The 18,524-nt window shown below is 53.6% G+C and carries 11 protein-coding genes; 8 read left to right on the top strand and 3 right to left on the bottom strand.

Going from position 1 to position 18,524, the window contains the following annotated elements:
* Positions 1-5: 5 nt before the first annotated feature.
* The 6 genes from BBD38_RS12950 (at position 6) to BBD38_RS12925 (ending at position 8,387) form a co-directional block, all read left to right on the top strand.
* Entirely contained in the window at positions 6-1,016 is a 1,011-nt protein-coding gene (locus BBD38_RS12950; protein WP_066688928.1) for a FecCD family ABC transporter permease, read from the top strand.
* Entirely contained in the window at positions 1,016-1,786 is a 771-nt protein-coding gene (locus tag BBD38_RS12945) for an ABC transporter ATP-binding protein (protein WP_066688926.1), read from the top strand. Before BBD38_RS12950 ends, BBD38_RS12945 begins: the two co-directional genes overlap by 1 nt.
* A gap of 152 nt (positions 1,787-1,938) precedes the next feature.
* Positions 1,939-5,739 (top strand): lectin like domain-containing protein, encoded by a 3,801-nt coding sequence (locus BBD38_RS14855; protein ID WP_066688924.1) that lies wholly within the window; start codon positions 1,939-1,941, stop codon positions 5,737-5,739.
* A gap of 87 nt (positions 5,740-5,826) precedes the next feature.
* Positions 5,827-7,269 (top strand): proline--tRNA ligase, encoded by a 1,443-nt coding sequence (gene proS, locus BBD38_RS12935; RefSeq protein WP_066688918.1) that lies wholly within the window; start codon positions 5,827-5,829, stop codon positions 7,267-7,269.
* Positions 7,270-7,408: 139 nt separating this feature from the next.
* Positions 7,409-7,813 (top strand): flavodoxin family protein, encoded by a 405-nt coding sequence (locus BBD38_RS12930; protein WP_066688916.1) that lies wholly within the window; start codon positions 7,409-7,411, stop codon positions 7,811-7,813.
* Between the two features lie 55 nt (positions 7,814-7,868).
* Positions 7,869-8,387: a nitroreductase family protein gene (locus tag BBD38_RS12925; RefSeq protein ID WP_066688914.1), complete on the top strand. Its 519-nt coding sequence runs from the start codon at positions 7,869-7,871 to the stop codon at positions 8,385-8,387.
* Positions 8,388-8,546: 159 nt separating this feature from the next.
* Here BBD38_RS12925 and BBD38_RS12920 read toward each other — a convergent pair whose 3' ends face one another.
* The 3 genes from BBD38_RS12920 to BBD38_RS12910 all read right to left on the bottom strand — a co-directional run bounded on the left by BBD38_RS12920 (position 8,547) and on the right by BBD38_RS12910 (position 14,319).
* Positions 8,547-11,210, bottom strand: a complete 2,664-nt coding sequence (locus BBD38_RS12920; RefSeq protein WP_066688913.1) for a response regulator — start codon at positions 11,208-11,210, stop codon at positions 8,547-8,549.
* 121 nt (positions 11,211-11,331) lie between these two features.
* A complete protein-coding gene (locus BBD38_RS12915; RefSeq protein WP_066688912.1) occupies positions 11,332-13,572 on the bottom strand; it encodes a bifunctional diguanylate cyclase/phosphodiesterase in 2,241 nt (746 codons plus the stop codon).
* A gap of 162 nt (positions 13,573-13,734) precedes the next feature.
* Positions 13,735-14,319: a TetR/AcrR family transcriptional regulator gene (locus BBD38_RS12910; RefSeq protein WP_235829138.1), complete on the bottom strand. Its 585-nt coding sequence runs from the start codon at positions 14,317-14,319 to the stop codon at positions 13,735-13,737.
* 162 nt (positions 14,320-14,481) lie between these two features.
* Here BBD38_RS12910 and BBD38_RS12905 point away from each other — a divergent pair, with 162 nt between their 5' ends.
* Together BBD38_RS12905 and BBD38_RS12900 are read left to right on the top strand one after the other, a co-directional pair.
* On the top strand, positions 14,482-16,551 hold the full coding sequence (locus BBD38_RS12905; protein WP_066688911.1) for an efflux RND transporter permease subunit: 2,070 nt from the start codon (positions 14,482-14,484) through the stop codon (positions 16,549-16,551).
* Positions 16,548-18,434, top strand: a complete 1,887-nt coding sequence (locus tag BBD38_RS12900; RefSeq protein WP_066688910.1) for a YhgE/Pip domain-containing protein — start codon at positions 16,548-16,550, stop codon at positions 18,432-18,434. Before BBD38_RS12905 ends, BBD38_RS12900 begins: the two co-directional genes overlap by 4 nt.
* Positions 18,435-18,524 lie beyond the last annotated feature (90 nt).

The following is an 18,524-nucleotide window of genomic DNA, read 5'->3' as shown; positions in this document are numbered from 1 at the left end:
GGCCTATGAAAAAAGGGCCTGTTCAATTCCATACGCTTTTACTGGCGCTCATCTTAGGCGGCGTTGCCGCCTTTGTGTGCGCTTTTTTTGTGGGGAGTTCCGGTTTTTCGGTCGCGGAATTTGCAAAAATACTGGACGGGACGGCTTCCAACACGATCTATAATATTTTCCTGAACATCCGCCTGCCCCGGGCGATCGGCGCGTTCCTCGTGGGGGCGGCGCTTGCGGTTTCGGGCTGCTGCCTGCAGGGGGTGTTCAAAAACCCGATGGCAGACTCCTTTGTCCTTGGAATTTCGTCGGGCGCGGCCCTCGGGGCGACCGTTGCCATGACGTTTATGTCGGGCATGACCCTGCTCGGGGCGGGAACCATTGCGGTATTCAGCTTTGTGGGGGCGCTTGCCGCGGTCTTTGTGGTATATAATATTTCGCGTATACGCGGCAAGGTATCGACCTTTTCGCTCCTGCTCTCCGGCTTTTCCATGAGCGCTATGTTTTCGGCAATCATCTACCTGATTATGCTGCTGAACCGCGATAAGATGGAAAATGTGGTCATGTGGAACATGGGCAGCCTTGCGAACATGACATGGGATAAAATATGGATTGCCCTTCCGGCGATTATCATATGCGCAACGCTGCTGATGTTCTATGCAACACCGCTCAATATTATGTTGAACGGGGACGAGGTATCGCAGAGCCTTGGCGTCGATACGCATAAGACGCGCCGGAATATGCTGATTTTGACCTCCCTGCTCTCCGCGGTGGCGGTGTCGGTCAGCGGGATCATTGGCTTTGTGGGGCTGATGGTGCCGCATTTGCTGCGCATGGTTGCCGGGCCGGACAATAAAAAACTCCTGCCGCTGTGCTTTGTGGGCGGGGGAATGTACCTGCTTTTCTGCGACGTGATTGCCCGTACCGTTTTAAACGGGCAGGAAATGCCTGTGGGAATCGTGACCTCTATCCTCGGCGTGCCCTTCTTTATTTTCCTGCTGCGGCGCGGAAGGAAGGGGGCGGCCTGATGGGAATTTTAATCCGAAATTTGAACTGCTCGATCAACGATACGCCGATCCTGCACGATATCTCGCTCGACCTTGCTTCGGGAATGGTTGGGGTCATCGGCCCGAACGGCGCTGGCAAGACGACGCTTTTGCGTACGGTTTCCGGATATTTGAAGCCGGAAAGCGGAAGCGTGGAAATCGACGGCGCGGATGTGCGGAAAATCGGGGTGAAGGCGCTGGCTAAAAAAATGGCGCTTGTTCCGCAGAACTATGCCCTGGAATACGACTTTACGGTGCTGGAAACGGTTTTGATGGGACGCAATCCGCACAAAAGAACCTTTGAAGGCGACAGCCCCGGGGACATCCGCCTTGCCCGGGAAGCGCTTGAAAAAACGGGAATTGCTTCCCTTGAAAACAGGACGGTAATCGGGCTTTCGGGCGGGGAATGGCAGCGGATGATTATCGCGCGCGCCCTCGTCCAGCAATCGAGCATCCTGCTGCTTGACGAACCGGTATCAAACCTCGACATTAAGCATCAGGTGGGCATCCTTTCCCTGGTGCGGGATTTAGTCGCGGGAAGCGGGCTGTTGTGCGTGTGCGTCCTGCATGATTTGAACCTTGCAAGCCATTACTGCGACCAGATTGTGCTGATGGAAAAAGGACGAATCGTGAAATATGGGCTTACGGAAAACATCCTGAAAAAGGATATCCTCGAGGCGGTGTATGACACGAAAATCTGCATGATACGGGCGGAAGACGGTTCCACCTATATCCTCCCGGAAATGCAATAGCGAAAAAGAAAAAGGAACGGGCTGTGCCGCGGGGCACGGCCTTATTTTTATTTACCCGTATGATGCGGACGCGCCGCGATCATGGTATAATATTTGATATGAAAATTGATGGCGTGTGCCACGGATGCAGGCATGGAGGCAAGGCGGGTTAAATGAAAAGAACAGTTTGTATATTTTTGGCAGTGATTTTGGCGGCGGCCGCGGTATTTTCCTGCGCGTCGTTCGCTTTTGCGCAGGAAGGCCCCGCAGAGCTTTCGCTTGTGTTTAAAAATTGCGATCCGCCGGAAGAGGGGGACCTTTATGCGGCAGGCGAGGATACGACGGTCGAAATCGCCGATATTGCGCCGGCGGGCGGGGAACCGATTTATTATATACTGACGTTTACTTTGAAAAACAAGGAAGCGAGAGCTACGGAACGCATCCTGTATACGGGGCCGGTATCGCTGCGGGAAGCAATTGCACAGGCGGTGGCGGACGGAGTGCTTTCGCGGGAAGAACTGGATGGTGTAGGGGTAGCGTTTATCGATATGGCGGCGGGCGACGAGTATGACCCGGTTGCGGCCGGTAATGCGCGTTTCCTCCCGGCAGCCTGCAAACCCGTAGCTTTTGATACCGCGGAGGGAGAATATCCGGCGGGAACGCTGATCGGGCTTTCAAGCGAAACGCCGGGGGCTGAAATCTATTATACGCTGGACGGCACCTCGCCGAGACTTGCGAGCGCTTTGCCGTATGATCCGACGGGCGGGCTGGCGCTGACGGGGGACAGCAGGATTCTGGCAAGCGCGCGGAAGCCGGGGCTTAAGGGCAGCGAACCCACGACGGCGGCCTATACCGTGCAAAAGAGCGGCATGGTGACGGCCGATCCCGCGCCGGGCACGGTTCCGGCTGGCACGCAGGTCACACTCCGCGCGGCGGCGGATGCAGAAAAAATCCTCTACACGACGGACGGGACCGCACCGGCGCAGGGCGCGGCAGGCACCGTGGATTCCGGCAGCAATACGGCGACGGTTACGGTCAATGGGGATATGGTCATCAGTGCGCGCACCTATCAGGAAGGGGTTGCGCCGGGGGATGTGCAGCGGTTTTCCTATACGGTAGGGGGCGTGGGCGACGCGTACGAGCCCAATGACAGCCGGACGGCGGCGACGGACGTTTCCTTCCCCTCTAAAATCCGGGCCACGATTCACAGCGCCGCGGATGTGGACTATTATAAATTCCATTATAACTATGCCACCCCCGCAGAGCTGCTGCTGTTCCAGCCGGACGGGGACGGCGCGGCTTATTCGCTTACGCTTCTTGGCAGCGATGGAACCGAGGTTGCGCAAAGCGCGCTTTCAGGGGACCAGCGGATTACGGCAGGGCTTGGCGAAGGAGACTACTATGCCGTGGTACAAAGCCCGGACGGGCGTTTTTCCGCCGGGGAATATACGCTTTCAATTTCCAAACAGGCCGTGGAGGGCCTTGATTTATCCGAATACAATATGCTTAACGCGATGCTGAATGCGGATTCCTCCGAGGAGTGTTATACGCCGGACGAAGGGCGCGGCGGCGTGCTTTCCGGCGGGGATATTTATATGGCGCTTGCTTATCTTGCGCGGTGGAGCGGTCCTGTCATGGAAGCGGACGACCCGTATATGCTGGATGAATACGGAGGGGACGTAAGCGAATTCGCCTACCATGAGCTGCCCGCCCGCTATCACCTGCGGCAGGCGATCCTGCTGCCCGACCGGGAAAAAACAGCGGAGGATACGCTCCATTATAAAAACGCGATTTATACCTATGGGGCGATTTACTGCGGAATCCGCCACCAGGAAGGCGAGGGCGGTTATTACGATGAAACCGGCTCGTACTACTGTAAACCGGATGCGGGCATGCCCGGCGGCGGGCATGCGATTTCGCTTGTCGGATGGGACGATACGGTGCCGGCGGAAAAATTTACGGTAATGGTGGACGGCAATTCCTATACGCCCGCGGGCGACGGCGCGTTTATCGCCAAAAACAACTATGGGACGGAAAAGGGGCAGAACGGCTTTTTCTATATTTCCTATTACAGTGCGGACCTGTCCTCCAATCCTGCGGCCGCTATATTCGTAGACGATCCGGCGAACGATTACGATAATATTTACCAATACGACCCGCTCGGCTATACGAACCTTTACGAACCCAGCCAGTATTCGCGGGGGAAGGTGCTGTATACCAAAAATGTGTTCACCGCGGCGGGGGGGCAGGTTATAAAGGCCGTATCGTTCTATTCCATGCATGAGGACCAGGATTACGATGTTTATATTGAAACAGGGGGAGAGACGCGCCATGCGGCAAGCGGCACCCATAAATACAAGGGATATTATACGGTAGGGCTCGGGGAAGGCATTCCCGTTGCCGCCGGTGAGGAATTCGGCGTGACCGTACGCCTGCAAAACCGGGATGGGAGCGACGTTGTCGCGGCGGTCGAAATGCCCATTGCCGGGCGTTCGGACCGTGCCAGGGCGCAGGCCGGGCAAAGCTTCACCAGCGCCGACGGGCGGGACTGGACCGATATTTCCCGGGAATATTCCGCAAATAACTGCATCAAGGCGTTTACGGACGGCGCGGGCGGCGGAACGGACGATTCCTCCCAGGGAAATGCGGGCCGCGCGTTCAGCACGGCCCAGCTTGAAGGAACAGACGGGTTTTCCTCTCCGGCGGCGGTGCCGGACAGCGCGTCGGACAGCGGCCAGAATAAGACAAGCATCCTTCCGCAGGGACGGACTGCCGCGCCGGTAACAAGCCTTCCCGAAAAATTTGACCTGCGGGATATCGGCGCGGTGACCCCGGTCAAAAACCAGGGCTGGATTCCATCCTGTTGGACGTTTGCAGCAATGAGCAGCGCGGAGAGCATCCTGCTGCGGCAGAATAATATTGCAGAACAGATGGGCGTGGAAAGCGTCGGGATCGACAGTGCGGATTCGCTTCGCCTGGAAATCGGCAAGACGGCCGATTTTTCCGCTGCGGCGCTGGTTACGCCGGACAGGGAAGAATTTTCAGGAATTGAGTGGAGCTATGCGGGCGACCTTGACAGCATCGATATCAAGACGGAAACCGGGCGCAGCGGAGAGCGGGCGGTGCTGTTTACGGCAAAAGCGACGGGCACCGTTACGGTTACGGCGCGGAGCACGGCGGACGATACGAAATCGGTAAGCAAAACGGTTACGATTTTGCAGGAGGCGCAGATTCCGGGAGCGGAGGGCAAGGAGATTGTTTCCCTGCCGCTGATGGAAAACGGCCTCGATACCGAAAAAATAAAAGAAGCCTTGTCCGGGCTTGGCGCGCAGCAGGCGCTGCTCGTTCCCGTGAAAGAAGGAACGACCGTCCCCAAAGAAATTTTTGAGCAAATCAAGGGGCAGGATAAGACGGTTATTTTTGCGGTTGTGGATGGTGCGGGTAATGTGCTCGCGCGGTTCGTATTCCATGGTATGGATATTGCGGAGGGAATGGACGTGAGCCTTGCATTCTCCAATACGCCCGGCGAAGCGGCAAAGGAGGCCGCCGTATTCCCGCAGGGAACGAAGCTGCTGTTCCTGAATTTCGGGCACAGCGGGGCGCTTCCGGGCAAGGCAACCGTATCCGTGCTTGCCGTGCCGCCGTTTGGGACTGGAACGGAAACGCATCTTTATTACTTCAACGGAACAGGGTACGACTATATCAGCTCGCAGGATGTGGACAGCGCGGGCTATGCGGCGTTTACCCTCGAACATTGCTCGGAATATGTGCTTGCGGACCGGAAGCAGGCCGAAAGCGCCGGGCCCGGCCCTGCGGGCAGCGGAGACGCGGCAGGACCGGAGAACGAGCCGCAGAGCGGGCCGCGGACCGGGGATACGAAAGATATGACCCCGTGGATTGTCCTTGCCGTTGCAGCGGCGGCAGCGATCGCTGCGGGAGCGGTCCTGTTTGTGCGGAGGAAGGGCAGGAAATAGAAATTTTGCGTAAGGGGCGATGCTTGAAAAAAGCATGGCATGATGATAAACTAATAGAGTTTCAGTACATATTTGAAGGAGACGATTATGGCAAAGCAAGCAGGCGGATTTGTGGAACATATTACACCGCAGAATGAAGATTTTTCACGGTGGTATACGGATGTCATCAAGATGGCGGATATGATCGATTATTCCGAGGTCAAGGGCTGCATGGTCATCAAGCAGTACGGCTACGGAATTTGGGAGCTGATCCAGCAGCAAATGGACGAGCGTTTTAAAGAAACCGGCCACAAGAATGCCTATTTCCCGCTTTTGATCCCCAAGCACCTGCTGGAAAAAGAGGCGGAGCATGTGGAAGGGTTCGCGCCCGAGGTGGCGTGGGTCACGCAGGGCGGAATGGAAAAGCTGGCGGAACCGCTGTGCATCCGCCCCACGTCCGAGACGATCATTTGTTCCATGTATTCCAAATGGGTGCAGAGCTACCGCGATTTGCCCGTGCTGCTGAACCAGTGGTGTAATGTGCTGCGCTGGGAAAAGAGCACGCGACCGTTTTTGCGGACGTCCGAATTCCTGTGGCAGGAAGGGCACACCGTTCACGCCACCCGGGAAGAAGCGGAGGAAGAAACGGTGCGCATGCTGGGCGTTTACAGCGATTTTATGCATGAGGTATTGGCGATCCCCGTCATTTCCGGGCAAAAAAGCGAAAAGGAAAAGTTTGCGGGGGCGGACCATACCTATACCGTGGAAGCGATGATGCTGGATGGAAAGGCGCTTCAAATGGGCACGTCGCATAATTTGGGCCAGAATTTTGCGAAGGGGTTCGATATCCAGTTCCTGGATAAGGACGGGCAGCTCAAGTATGCGTGGCAGACCTCGTGGGGAACGTCGACCCGCATGATCGGCGGGATTATCATGGTGCATGGCGACGAACGCGGCCTGAAGCTTCCGCCGCGCGTTGCGCCGGTCCAGTGCGTGATCGTGCCGGTGGCGGCCCATAAGGAAGGGGTGCTTGAAAAGGCGCAGGAGCTTTTCGATACGCTGAAAGGCGCGGGAATCCGCGTGGAACTTGACGACCGCGACCAAAGCCCGGGTTGGAAGTTCAACGAATGGGAGTTGAAGGGCGTCCCGGTGCGGCTGGAAATCGGCCCGCGCGATATCGAAAAGGGCGCGTGCATGCTTGCGCGCAGGGATACGTGTGAAAAGGCGTCTTATCCGCTTGAAAATATCCAGGAAACCGTGCGGGAATTGCTGGATCATATTCATGATAATATGCTCGCAACCGCGCTTAAATACCGTGAGGAACGCACGTTCGACGCGCGCAGCTGGGAAGAATTCATGCAGGGCATCGAGGAAGGGCATGGCTTCGTACGCGCGATGTGGTGCGGCGAGACGGAGTGCGAGGAAGCGATCAAGGAAAAAACGGGCGTGACGACGCGGTGCGCTCCGTTTGACCAGAAAAACCTTGGCGACGTGTGCGTACACTGCGGCAAGCCCGCAAAGAAAATGATGTATTTCGCGAAATCCTATTAAGCCCCGTATTCCTGAAGGAAACGACGCAGACCGGCCCGGATTTTTTCGGCCCGGTCTGTTTTTTGTTTAAAATTCACATATAATTCAACTTGAAATGGCGGAAAGAGTGGTATAATGAAAAAAACAGGAGGTAGTGGCCATGGTAGAGGTGCGGTATTTTTCCCGGTCGGGAAATACGAAGGCAATTGCGGACGTAATCGCTTCGGCAGCCGGAGTAAAGGCTGAAAGCGCGGATGCGGCCGGAGTATCGGACGCGGATATTTTATTTGTCGGCGGGGCGCTGTATGCGGGCGGCATCGCGGGAAAACTGAAAAAGTTTATCAAAACGCTTTCGCCGGAAAAGGTCGGGTGCGTGGCGGTATTCAGCACAACGGCGAACCCAAACGGCGCGTATGAAAAAATCAAAAAGGCGCTGGATAAGCAAGGCCTGCGTGTGCTGGAGCATGAATTCCACTGCACAGGCGGGGAAGCAAAAAGCGAAGGAGCGGCCGTGCGGGCGGAAGCCTTTGCAAAAGAGATACTGGAAGAAAACAGAAGCCTGTGAAGCACGAAAACGGGAAGAGTTAAAACTGTAAAAATAAACCGGGGAGGCATATGAAATGGGTTTTCTTGAATTGGCAAAAAAGAGATATTCCGTACGTAAATATAAGGATATACCGGTGGAACCGGAGAAACTGGAACAAATCCTTGAGGCGGGCCGGGTCGCGCCCACCGGGGCCAATAAACAGCCGCAGCGCCTGATTGTGGTCCAAAGCAGAGAGGGGCTTGAAAAGCTGGGTAAGGCGGCGCGGTTTTACGGCGCGCCTTGTGTCGTTATCGTATGCAGCGATACGGCTGAAACGTGGGAACGTCCATATGATGGAAAGAAGCTGACGGACATCGATGCAAGCATTGTGACGGACCATATGATGCTGCAGGCAACGGAGCTCGGGCTCGGGACGTTGTGGATATGCTGGTTCGATCCCAAGGTGCTGCGCGCGGAATTTGATATTCCGGACCAGCTTGAAATTGTGAACCTGCTGGCAATCGGGTATGCGGACGGCGAGCCGCAGAGCCCGGACAGGCATGAAAAAATGCGTAAGCCGCTCGGCGGGACGGTATTCCGTGAAACGCTGTAAGCGGCCCCGGGCGCAGGGTGAAATTCTTGCGTAAATACCGGAAAATGGTAAAAAGGCCTGATAAAAAAGGAGGCTGCTGCATCAGGATTATTTTTCCTGGTGCAGCAGCCCCTTTTGGTTTACCTGTTTGCAGGACGGCCGCCGGCGCGGGTGTGGATATCAATCGCCGGGATGCTTTGTAGTCAGCTTCCGCAGCAATTTGCACAATTCGTGCATATTGATCGGCTTGCTGGTGTGCGCGTCCATTCCCGCCGCGAGCACCGCGGATACATCCTCGGAAAACGCATTGGCCGTTGTGGCGATGATCGGTATGCCCGCCGCGTCAGGACGGTCCAGCGCGCGGATAATGCGGGTCGCTTCATAGCCGTCCATTTCGGGCATCTGGATATCCATCAGGATTGCGTCAAAGGTTCCCGGCTCCGATTCCCTGAAACGCTCCACCGCTTCTGTGCCATCGTAAGCGCACACAACCTCCTGCGCGTTATTGAGCTCCAGCATCTCCTTCAGGATTTCCATATTCACTTCGTTATCCTCGACCGCCAGGAATGTTTTCCCCTCAAGCGTATAGTCTTCGGGCTGGCCTATGGCGCCGCTGTGTCCAAACGATCCGCCTGTTACGCTGACCAGCGTGTTATAAAGCGAGGAACCAAAGAGCGGTTTTGAAATAAAGCCGTTCGCGCCCGCCGCCCGCGCCTCCTGCTCGATATCCGTCCAGTCGTAAGCGGAAATAATAATGATGGGAATATCCCCGCCAACCGTCCGGCGAATCCGCCGCGTTGTCTCAAGCCCGTTCATTTCAGGCATCTTCCAGTCGATAAAGCATACGTCAAACATCTTTTCCTGCCGGTATGCCCGTTCAACCGCTTCTACCGCCTCACGGCCGCTCAGCACCCAACTGGCGTTGATACTCATCCGTTCCAGCAGAATCGCTGTATGCTCGCACACGTCTTTTTCGTCGTCCACAACCAATACGTGCAACGACTTGAGTTCCTCCTCTTTTACATAGGACAGCTCTACATCGCTCATTTCAAACGGCAGTTCCACTGTGCATACCGTTCCTTTTCCCGGCGCGCTTTCGATATCGATTGTGCCTCCCATCAGGGTAACGAGGTTTTTCGTAATGGAAAGCCCAAGCCCGGAGCCGCCATACTTTTTCGCAATGCCCGCATTGGCCTGCTCGAACGGGTCGAATATTCTTTCGAGCGTATCCGCGTCCATGCCAACGCCCGTATCCTCTACAATAAAACGAACGCGCTGATTTTTTCCCTGCCTCAAAAAGCGCTGGACGGAAATGGAGATATGCCCTCCTTTTTGCGTGAACTTGATCGCGTTGGAGGTCAAATTCAGCAGCACCTGGTTCAGGCGCAGAGAATCGCCCGCCAGGGTCGATGAGTGATCGTCAAATCCGGTAATTTTTTCCGTCAGTTCTACGCCTTTTTCACACGCCTGCTGGTATACGATTGACATAAACGTGTTCAGAAACTGGTAGATATCAAACGGTTCGTTTGTAAGCGTCAGCTTGTTGCTTTCGATTTTCGACATATCCAGGATATCGTTAATCAGCATAAGCAGGTGCTTGGACGCATATCCGATCTTCGCCAGGCAATCCTCCACGCGGACGCGGTCGTCTATCTTTGCCGCGGCGATCGTTGACATCCCGATAATCGCGTTCATGGGAGTACGGATTTCATGGCTCATACGTGATAAAAACTCGCTTTTTGCCTCATTTGCCTGTTGTGCGTTGGCAAGGGCGTCCATAAGCGTTTGCTGCGTTTTTTTGATTTTCGTTAAATCCGAGATTTCTACGATATACCGGACGACCCCGTTTTGTTCCATAGCAGGATAGATTCCAAACCGGATATCGGTCGTTTTTCCACTCCGGGGATTTTTAAGCGTTCCCTCCCACTCGGCATGGATAAGGGTCTCGCGTTCAAGCGCCGTTTTCACCTCGTCATTTTGTTCTCCAAAATCACAGTAAGCGAATAACGTTTCCATGTCTCCGTTTACCTTATCGCAATCAACGCCAAAAATACGCTCCATATTCGTGGAAACGAAATCCATATTTTTACCCGTAAAATTATAGATCAGGTACACATCGTCGATATTTCCGGAAAGAATATTAAACAAAAACTCCCTATAGTGGATATCGTTATAATAAGCCGCCTGCGCCCGCAGTTCCTTATTGACGGAATGCCGGTACAGGATCGATACGATTACAATCGCCGCGCACAAAATACAGGTAAACAGGATGGTTGTCGTCAGTATTCCGTCGGATTTTCGGGACAATTCCACCACTGTGTTTTCCGTATATTGGATCATTTGGTTTGTAAGCTCGTCAAGCTGTTCGTAAAGCGGCGTGAGGTGTTGCGCGGTAAATTCCTCGTTTTGCTCCGCAGTCCATGCAGCCGAATGATCGAGAAGGATATTTTCCTGCTCCCTGATTTGCCCAATCAGCTCCACCAGCTCATCGTCGTTTCCAAGGTCCTTCCCCAAATAATTCTCTACAACGTAAGCCGCGTTTTCATCGATTTGCCCGTATATCTCCATAAGAGCATTCTTTACAATCTCCACATCGGCCGTATCGTTGTATTGCAGCAGACGCCCCATACGAATCTGGCTGTCCGACATATACCGGCGGATTTTATACAGCGATCCGGAAACCGCGAACGGGTGCTCGGAAAGCGTATCCAGGTTTTGGTTCAGGCTGCCCGCACCCACGATTGTTACGACGGAAAAAACAACGGCAATCAAACACGACACCAAAACAATGACCCAGCTGTGCCGTTTTGTTATCCTGGACGCATCTTCTTTTTCTTGATTCATTCATTAGCCTCTTCTTATCTTAATAAAACAATACGCTATAAGTCGCGTATTTAATTTGAATAATATGAAAGGCTTCCAAAGAACGGCTTTATCGCCCACTCCCGCTTTTGCTGCCGGCAGCTTATTCTACTTCGGAGAGCCACCGCAGCAGGTCTTCCTCCGACATCGGCCGCGCATACAGGAAACCCTGTACGATGATGCTTTTCCCGATTCCTTTTAAAAAGTCCGCCTGCGCCTTTGTCTCGACGCCCTCCGCGACAACCGTTATACCAAGCTGCTGCGCCATCCCTACAATGCTTGTGATAATGACGCGCTCCCGCTCGGAATCAAACTTCAGCGTAAAGAAGCGCTTATCCAGCTTGATTACATTGACCGGAAGGGTGCGGAGCAGGTTCAGGGAAGAATATCCGGTGCCGAAATCATCGATTGAGAGGCAGAAACCGGCCTCACGCAGCTCGTTCATCCGCCGTATAATCAATTCATCATTATAGGCAAGGGCGCTTTCCGTAAGCTCGATTTCAAGCAAATCGGTGGAAATATTATATTTTTGAACAATATCCTTTAAGCTTTGGACAAAATTATCGTCATACATATTAAGCCGCGAAAAATTCACCGAGACGGGAATCTGCGCGCGTCCAAGCTCCGACCAGCGGCGCAGGGCGGCGCAGGTTTCTTCAAATACATACAGGTCAAGCTTTGTGATGAAGCCGTTGCGTTCAAATACGGGAATAAATGCGCCGGGGCTCATGAAGCCCTTTTTCGGGGATTTCCAGCGCACCAGCGCCTCCACGGCGATTGGCTTTTGCGTCTCGAGGTCAAATTTCGGCTGGTAATAGACTTCAAACTCACGGTTCAAAAGCGCGGTTTCCATATCGTTTTCAAGCTCTTTCTCGCGCAGCATTTCGTGGTTCATCATATCATCGTAAAACGCGTAAAAGGTGTGCGCATTGTTTTTCACACTGTTTTTGGCAATTTTACTGCGGTCGTTCATCCGTGTTATATAAGTGTCGTTTTCCTGTATCTTATAAATTCCATAGGAAAGAAGCAGGTTATATTTCCGCTTGCGGGCGAAGCTGTAATCACGGATTTGCTGGTTCCATTTAAGGATACGGCCGATAATGTCTTCATCGGAGGAATATTCGATTAAAACGTCAAAATCATCCGAGCCCGTATGGGTATAAAGCTCGTTTTCCCGCATATCTTTTTTCAGGACGAACGCGATGTGCCGCAGCAGCATATTTCCGCTTTGGTAATCGTACAGCTGGTTGAAAATCTTGAACTTATTTACGTCGAAATTAATCATCGCAAAGGAATGACCGGGATGTTCGCGCAGGATGTTTTTTGCTTCCTCGCGGAATTTCATCCAGCTTAAAGAGCCGGTCAGCTCGTCTTCGTAGACAACACGCTCCAGGCTGCGGCGGGACCTGTTTTGCGATAATACGATATACACCAGGAAAATGACCACCGTACATGCGATGATCCCGGTCATCCAGCCGGTAAGCGTAATAAGGTAGGAGCTTTTTGCAGTGGCGACGGACGCCGGCACCGCGGAAACCACATACCAGGTATTCACCCCGATGGGGGCGTAACTGATATAGTAGGGTTCCCCGTGCTTGAGATAGCGCACAACCCCGCTTTCGCCTTTCTTCATATTTTCCTGCATGACGGCAAAATTTCCGTCAGGGTCTTCAACAACGTTGCCCTGCAGGTTGAAAATGTTATCAAATGTAATGCTGTCTTCGTGATGGGATGCGGCAATTTTGTTGCCCGCCTGGTCGACGACGTAAGAATAGCCGCGCCCGCCAAAGGTGGAAACGGAAATTTTATTTTCAAACAGGTTGGTTTCATTCGTGGCAAACAGCACGCATTCGACTTTCGCTCCATTGTACACCGGGACAGCATATACGTTGATGTTGCCGCCGTCCACGGCATCGAAAAACGTGTCGGATATATTGGGAATTTCCGCAAGGGCTTTTTTAAAGTATTCGCGGTTGGAGAAATCATATTGGCCGCCGTCGGTCGTGAAGGCGCTTCCGTTGGGATAGATAATCCCCATGCGTTTAAACTGGTTTTGCTTTTGAAGTGTTTTGAGGATTTCCATGGCCTCGTCGGAAAGCAGGCTGGGCGTATATTCGCTGCCGAATACCATCGCGATGGATTGGAGGGTGGCGAGGTCGCCGTTCACCTGCGTTTCAATAATGGAGGCCTCCTGCTGGGCGACCTCCTGCAGATAGGTCGTGTTTTCTTCATCCAGGATTTCACTGACGGTGTTGGCGTAAAAGAACATCAAAGAAACCGCTACAATAGCGATAATAACAATAATAATGAGTGAAACGACAAATACCTTTTTCGGCTTTCGCATAGATGCTCTTTTCCGGCGATATAATACCAAGAAAGCGTTATATTAATTATGTAAATATTATAACGGATTTATTGTGAAGTGTAAATGTTTTGCGTTTTTTTAATCAACGGAAATATTTGCCGTAAACCGCGGGAAAAGACGGGAAATGAACCGCACCGGGGATTATGCCTCGTGCCTTTCCCATTTGAAATCGGCAACGCCGTGGTACAATATTTGCAGGATCAGCCCGGAAATTTGCTTTGTGGATTCCGGCATCCCGTCCTGCAGCCATTTCTGCAGGATGCTGATGCAGCCCGTTACGCCAAAAACGGAAAGATAGTCCCGCGCCCGCTCGTCGAGGTTTTCATAAATCTGGGCGGAAATAATATCGGGCAGCTTCATAATTTCACGCTGGATGCCCGGTTCGCAGTTGTCGCTCAAAAGCGCGTTGAATAGGGGAGCGTTTTGCTGTACATATTCTAAAATAAGGTTCAGTACCTGGAAGGAAATTGGGCCCTTCCCGCTGAAATCCTGGCGTTCCAATTGCTTTGTAATGTTGCCGAGCACTTCCTGTTCGATATAGTGCAGCAGGTCGTATTGGTCGTGGAAGTGCGCGTAAAATGTGCTGCGGTTGATGTCGGCAAGCTCGCACAGGGATTTTACGGAGATTTTGGAGATGTGCTCCTTCTGCATCGCCTCGACGAGCGCATTCTTCAGCATTTCAATCGTATATTTTACCCTTCTGTCAACTTTTTTTGTTTCCATCATCCTGCCCGGTCCTGATTTTTAAAAAATTTGTAAAAGTCCAACGCTTTTCTGTTTTGTGTTGTACAATCGACATTTCCCAGGGGATTGTCGGTTGTAATCCAACATTGTGTTGATTATAATACAAAACATACGATATTGCAACATAGCGTTGTGGAGGACTTCATGAGCGGATTGGCAAACCTGACGATTAAACATAAACGAATGATTCTTGCGCTGTTTATTGCAGCGGCGGCGGTATGTGCGGTTTTGCAGTCGTTTGTAGCGGTCAATTACAATATGGCGGATTACCTGCCGCCGGATGCGCAGTCGACAAAGGCGCTGGAGATCATGGAAGGGGAGTTCGACGCGGATATGCCGAACGCCAGCGTCATGGTAAAGGATGTGTCTATCGAGGAAGCGCTGGAGGTTAAGCGGGAGCTTGCCGGGGTTCCCGGGGTTGGCAGCGTGATGTGGCTTGACGATGTGGCAGACCTCAAAAAGCCCATTGAAACGGCGGACGCGGATACGGTCCGGGGTTATTACAAGGACGGAAACGCCCTTTACACCGTTACGATCGAAGAGGGAATGGAGCAGGAAGCCTCGGATGGAATCCGGAGACTGATCGGGGAAGACGGCGCGCTCGCCGGGGAAGCGCCCGACCTTGCAACCATGCAGCAGGCGACGGGTGCGGAAGTCGGGAACGCAATGGCAATCCTGCTTCCCATCATTATTGCAATCCTGATTTTATCCTCTTCCTCGTGGATAGAGCCGCTGCTCTTTATCCTGACCATCGGCATTTCCATCCTGATTAATATGGGAACCAATATCTTTGCCGGGGAAGTCTCCTTTATGACAAATTCCGTGAGCCCGATCCTGCAGCTTGCGGTTTCATTGGATTATGCCATTTTTTTCCTGCATAGCTTTGCCGATAACCGGAAAAAATACGGCGATGTAAACGAAGCCGTGCGGCATGCGATCAAAGAGTCGGCCTCTACGATTGCGGCCAGTGCGGCAACCACCCTGTTCGGGTTCCTGGCGCTTACGTTTATGAATTTCCAGATCGGGGCGGACCTTGGCTGGAACCTGGCAAAAGGGATTATCCTGAGCTTTGTAACAACCATGGTTTTCCTGCCCGCGCTTACGCTGTGCACCTATAAGCTGATCGACAAAACACAGCACCGGCGGCTGATGCCGAACTTCAAAAATATAAACAAGGTATTCTCGAAGCTTGCGGTTCCGGCGCTGGTTTTAGTGCTTCTGGTGATCGTACCCGCCTTCCTCGGACAGGGCCAGACCGGTTTTGTATACGGGAACGGAAGCGCCGCCCAGGCAAGCGAGAGCGGTCGTGCAAAAGAGGATATCCGGGAGGAGTTTGGACAGTCCACCATTATGGCGCTGCTTGTGCCGCGGGGGGACGTATCGAAGGAGCTCGCGCTTGGGCAGGAGATCGAAGGCATAGGCCATGTAACGGCGGTCGTATCCTATGCCAATATGGCGGGAACGGTATATCCCCCGGAATTTTTGGGGGAGGACGTGACCGGGCAGTTCTATTCGGACAACTATGCCCGCATTATCGTGTATACAAACACGCCGGCGGAGGGCGACCTCGCCTTTGGCGTAGTGGAGGAAATCAACGAAATTGCCCGGTCTTATTATGGGGATACGGTATATTCGGCCGGGGAAAGCGCCAATCTTTACGATATGAAAAATGTGGTGCAGGAGGATAACCGGTTTGTCACCATATTAGCGGTTATTGCGATTTTCCTCGTGCTGCTGGTCACCTTCAAATCAGGGACCCTGCCGTTTATCCTTTTGCTGACCATCGAGGCGGGCATCTGGATCAACCTGGCGATCCCGTATTTTACGGGAACGTCCATCAATTTTATCGGTTACCTGGTGCTCAACACGGTGCAGCTGGGGGCGACGGTGGATTATGCCATCCTGCTGACCACCACCTATATGAGGAACCGAAAAAACATGCCGCAAAAAGAGGCGATGCATCGGGCCATGGGGGATTCGTTCAAATCGATTCTGGTGTCCGCGGCGACGCTTGCAACGGCGGGCTTCACCCTGTACGCGACCTCCTCCAATCCGGCGGTGTCCGATATCGGGCTTTTGCTGGGGCGCGGAACGCTGTTGTCCCTTTTCATGGTGGTATGCTTCCTGCCCGCGCTTCTAAAGGTGTTTGACAAGGCAATTGCAAAGACGACCTATAAGGCCGGTTTTCTGATCGATAGGAGTAAAGCAAAATGAAAGACAACCCGAAAATGAGAAAAATGAAATTAAGGCACCTGGTTGCGCTTGTGTTGGCCGCGTGCCTGATTGCCGCCACGACGGCCGGGCTGGCCTCGGCGTCCGGCGGTACCGACGGCGCGCAGGAACAGGAATCCGCCCGGGCGGCGGAGGCGGGCGCAAGCGGAACTGCCGAAATCACAGGGAAGGACGAGGTGGTCTATGCCACGCTTTCCGCAAACGGAGACGCCAGCGCGATTTATACGGTCAATCACTTTGAAATCGCAAAGGGCGGGACCGTGACGGATTACGGGGACTATGGGTCGGTGGTGAACCTCTCAAACAGCGATCCCCTGGCGCTTTCAGGGGATGCCGTTTCCTTTACCGCGGGCGAGGGAAATTTTTATTATCAGGGAAATATGAAGGACACCGGCCTTCCGTGGGATTTTACGATTGAATATTATCTCGACGGCAGGAAGCTTGCGCCGGAAGAAATCGCCGGGAAAACCGGCGCGCTGGAAATAAGGATTACATCCGCGAAAAACGATGGGACCGACGCAACCTTTTATGAAAATTATATGCTCCAGGTCACCGTGACCCTCGATACGGATAAATGTACGGATATTGACGCGCCGGAAGGAACGCCCGCGAGCGCCGGTAAGGATAAAATAATCACATACACCGTCCTTCCGGGGAAAGATGCGGATTTCGCGCTCAAAGCGAACGTGACGGATTTTACGATGACAGGCATTTCGATTTCCGCCGTGCCCTATTCCATGAGTGTGGAGTTCCCGGATATGGGGGAACAGTTAAGCGGCCTCGAGCAGCTCCCGGACGCGATTGAGCAGCTCAACGAAGGCGTTGCCGGGCTTAAAGACGGGACGCAGCAGTTAACGTCCGGGGCGGACGGCCTTGTGGAAGGCTCCGGCGGAATCAGGGACGGCCTTGCGCAATTAGGGGACCATGCGGGACAGCTTGAGGATGCTTCCTCCCAGCTGAACGGCGCGCTGTCCCAAATTGCTTCCGCGCTTAATGCTGAAGGAATCGACCTCGGGGATATCGGGCAGCTTCCTTCAGGATTAGCACAATTGTCGGATGGCCTCAGGGGATTGGCGGACGGCCTTAGGCAAATGAAAAACGGATTTACCGCGGCTTCCTCCGCGCTTGATAACGCAATGCAGGGAATTCCTGACGCAAACATTTCACAGGCAGAACTCGGCGGCCTGCTCGCGGACGGTTCGGGCCTGACAGACCAGCAAAAGGATGTTGTGAACCGTCTTGCGGCACAGTACCAGGCGGCACAGACCGCGAAAGGAACTTATAACCAGGTGAAAGCGGCGTTTGACGCGGTGGGAACCACCTCGGACACCCTGGCCGCGTCAACCGGCACGATAGCGGATACGCTGGATGCGATGTCCGCCCAAATCGGCGGCGCCCTTTCGCAGTTGGATGGCCTGGGGCAGCTCGGCGAACTGACGGCGGGGCTTAAAACATTGGCGGAAAATTATGCGGATTTTCATGCCGGGCTCACCACGTACCTGGACGGCGTAAAAGAGCTTTCTTCGGGCTATGGCTCGTTCCATGCCGGGCTTGCAGCCTATCGCGGCGGTGTGGAAGAACTCGACCGGGGCGTGGGGGAACTGCACGACGGCACCGGCGCAATGAGCCGCGAAATTGCGGGCCTGCCCGATATGATACAGGAGGAAATCGATAAAATGAAGGAAGACTATATGCCTTCGGAATTTACGCCGGTTTCCTTTACCTCGGCCCAAAATGCGAATACGGAGTTCGTACAGTTTGTGCTCCAATGCGGCGGAATCGAAAAACCCGAGGAACCGGAGCCGCAGGAAGCGGAAGAAAAACCTGAGACCTTCTGGGACCGGCTGGTTGCGCTTTTCCAGTAACAGCCCCCCGAACCAAAAAAGAACCCTTCGCAGGGTTCTTTTTTATGTGTGCTTAAGCGCGAAAAAATCCCCCGGCTGTGCCGGGGGAAT

Origin of the sequence: Christensenella intestinihominis (assembly GCF_001678845.1) — a bacterium.
In the GTDB taxonomy this organism is placed as follows: Bacteria; Bacillota; Clostridia; order Christensenellales; family Christensenellaceae; genus Christensenella; species Christensenella intestinihominis.
Note: the sequence above shows the minus strand (reverse complement) of the source record. Positions and strands in the feature narration are given on the sequence as shown.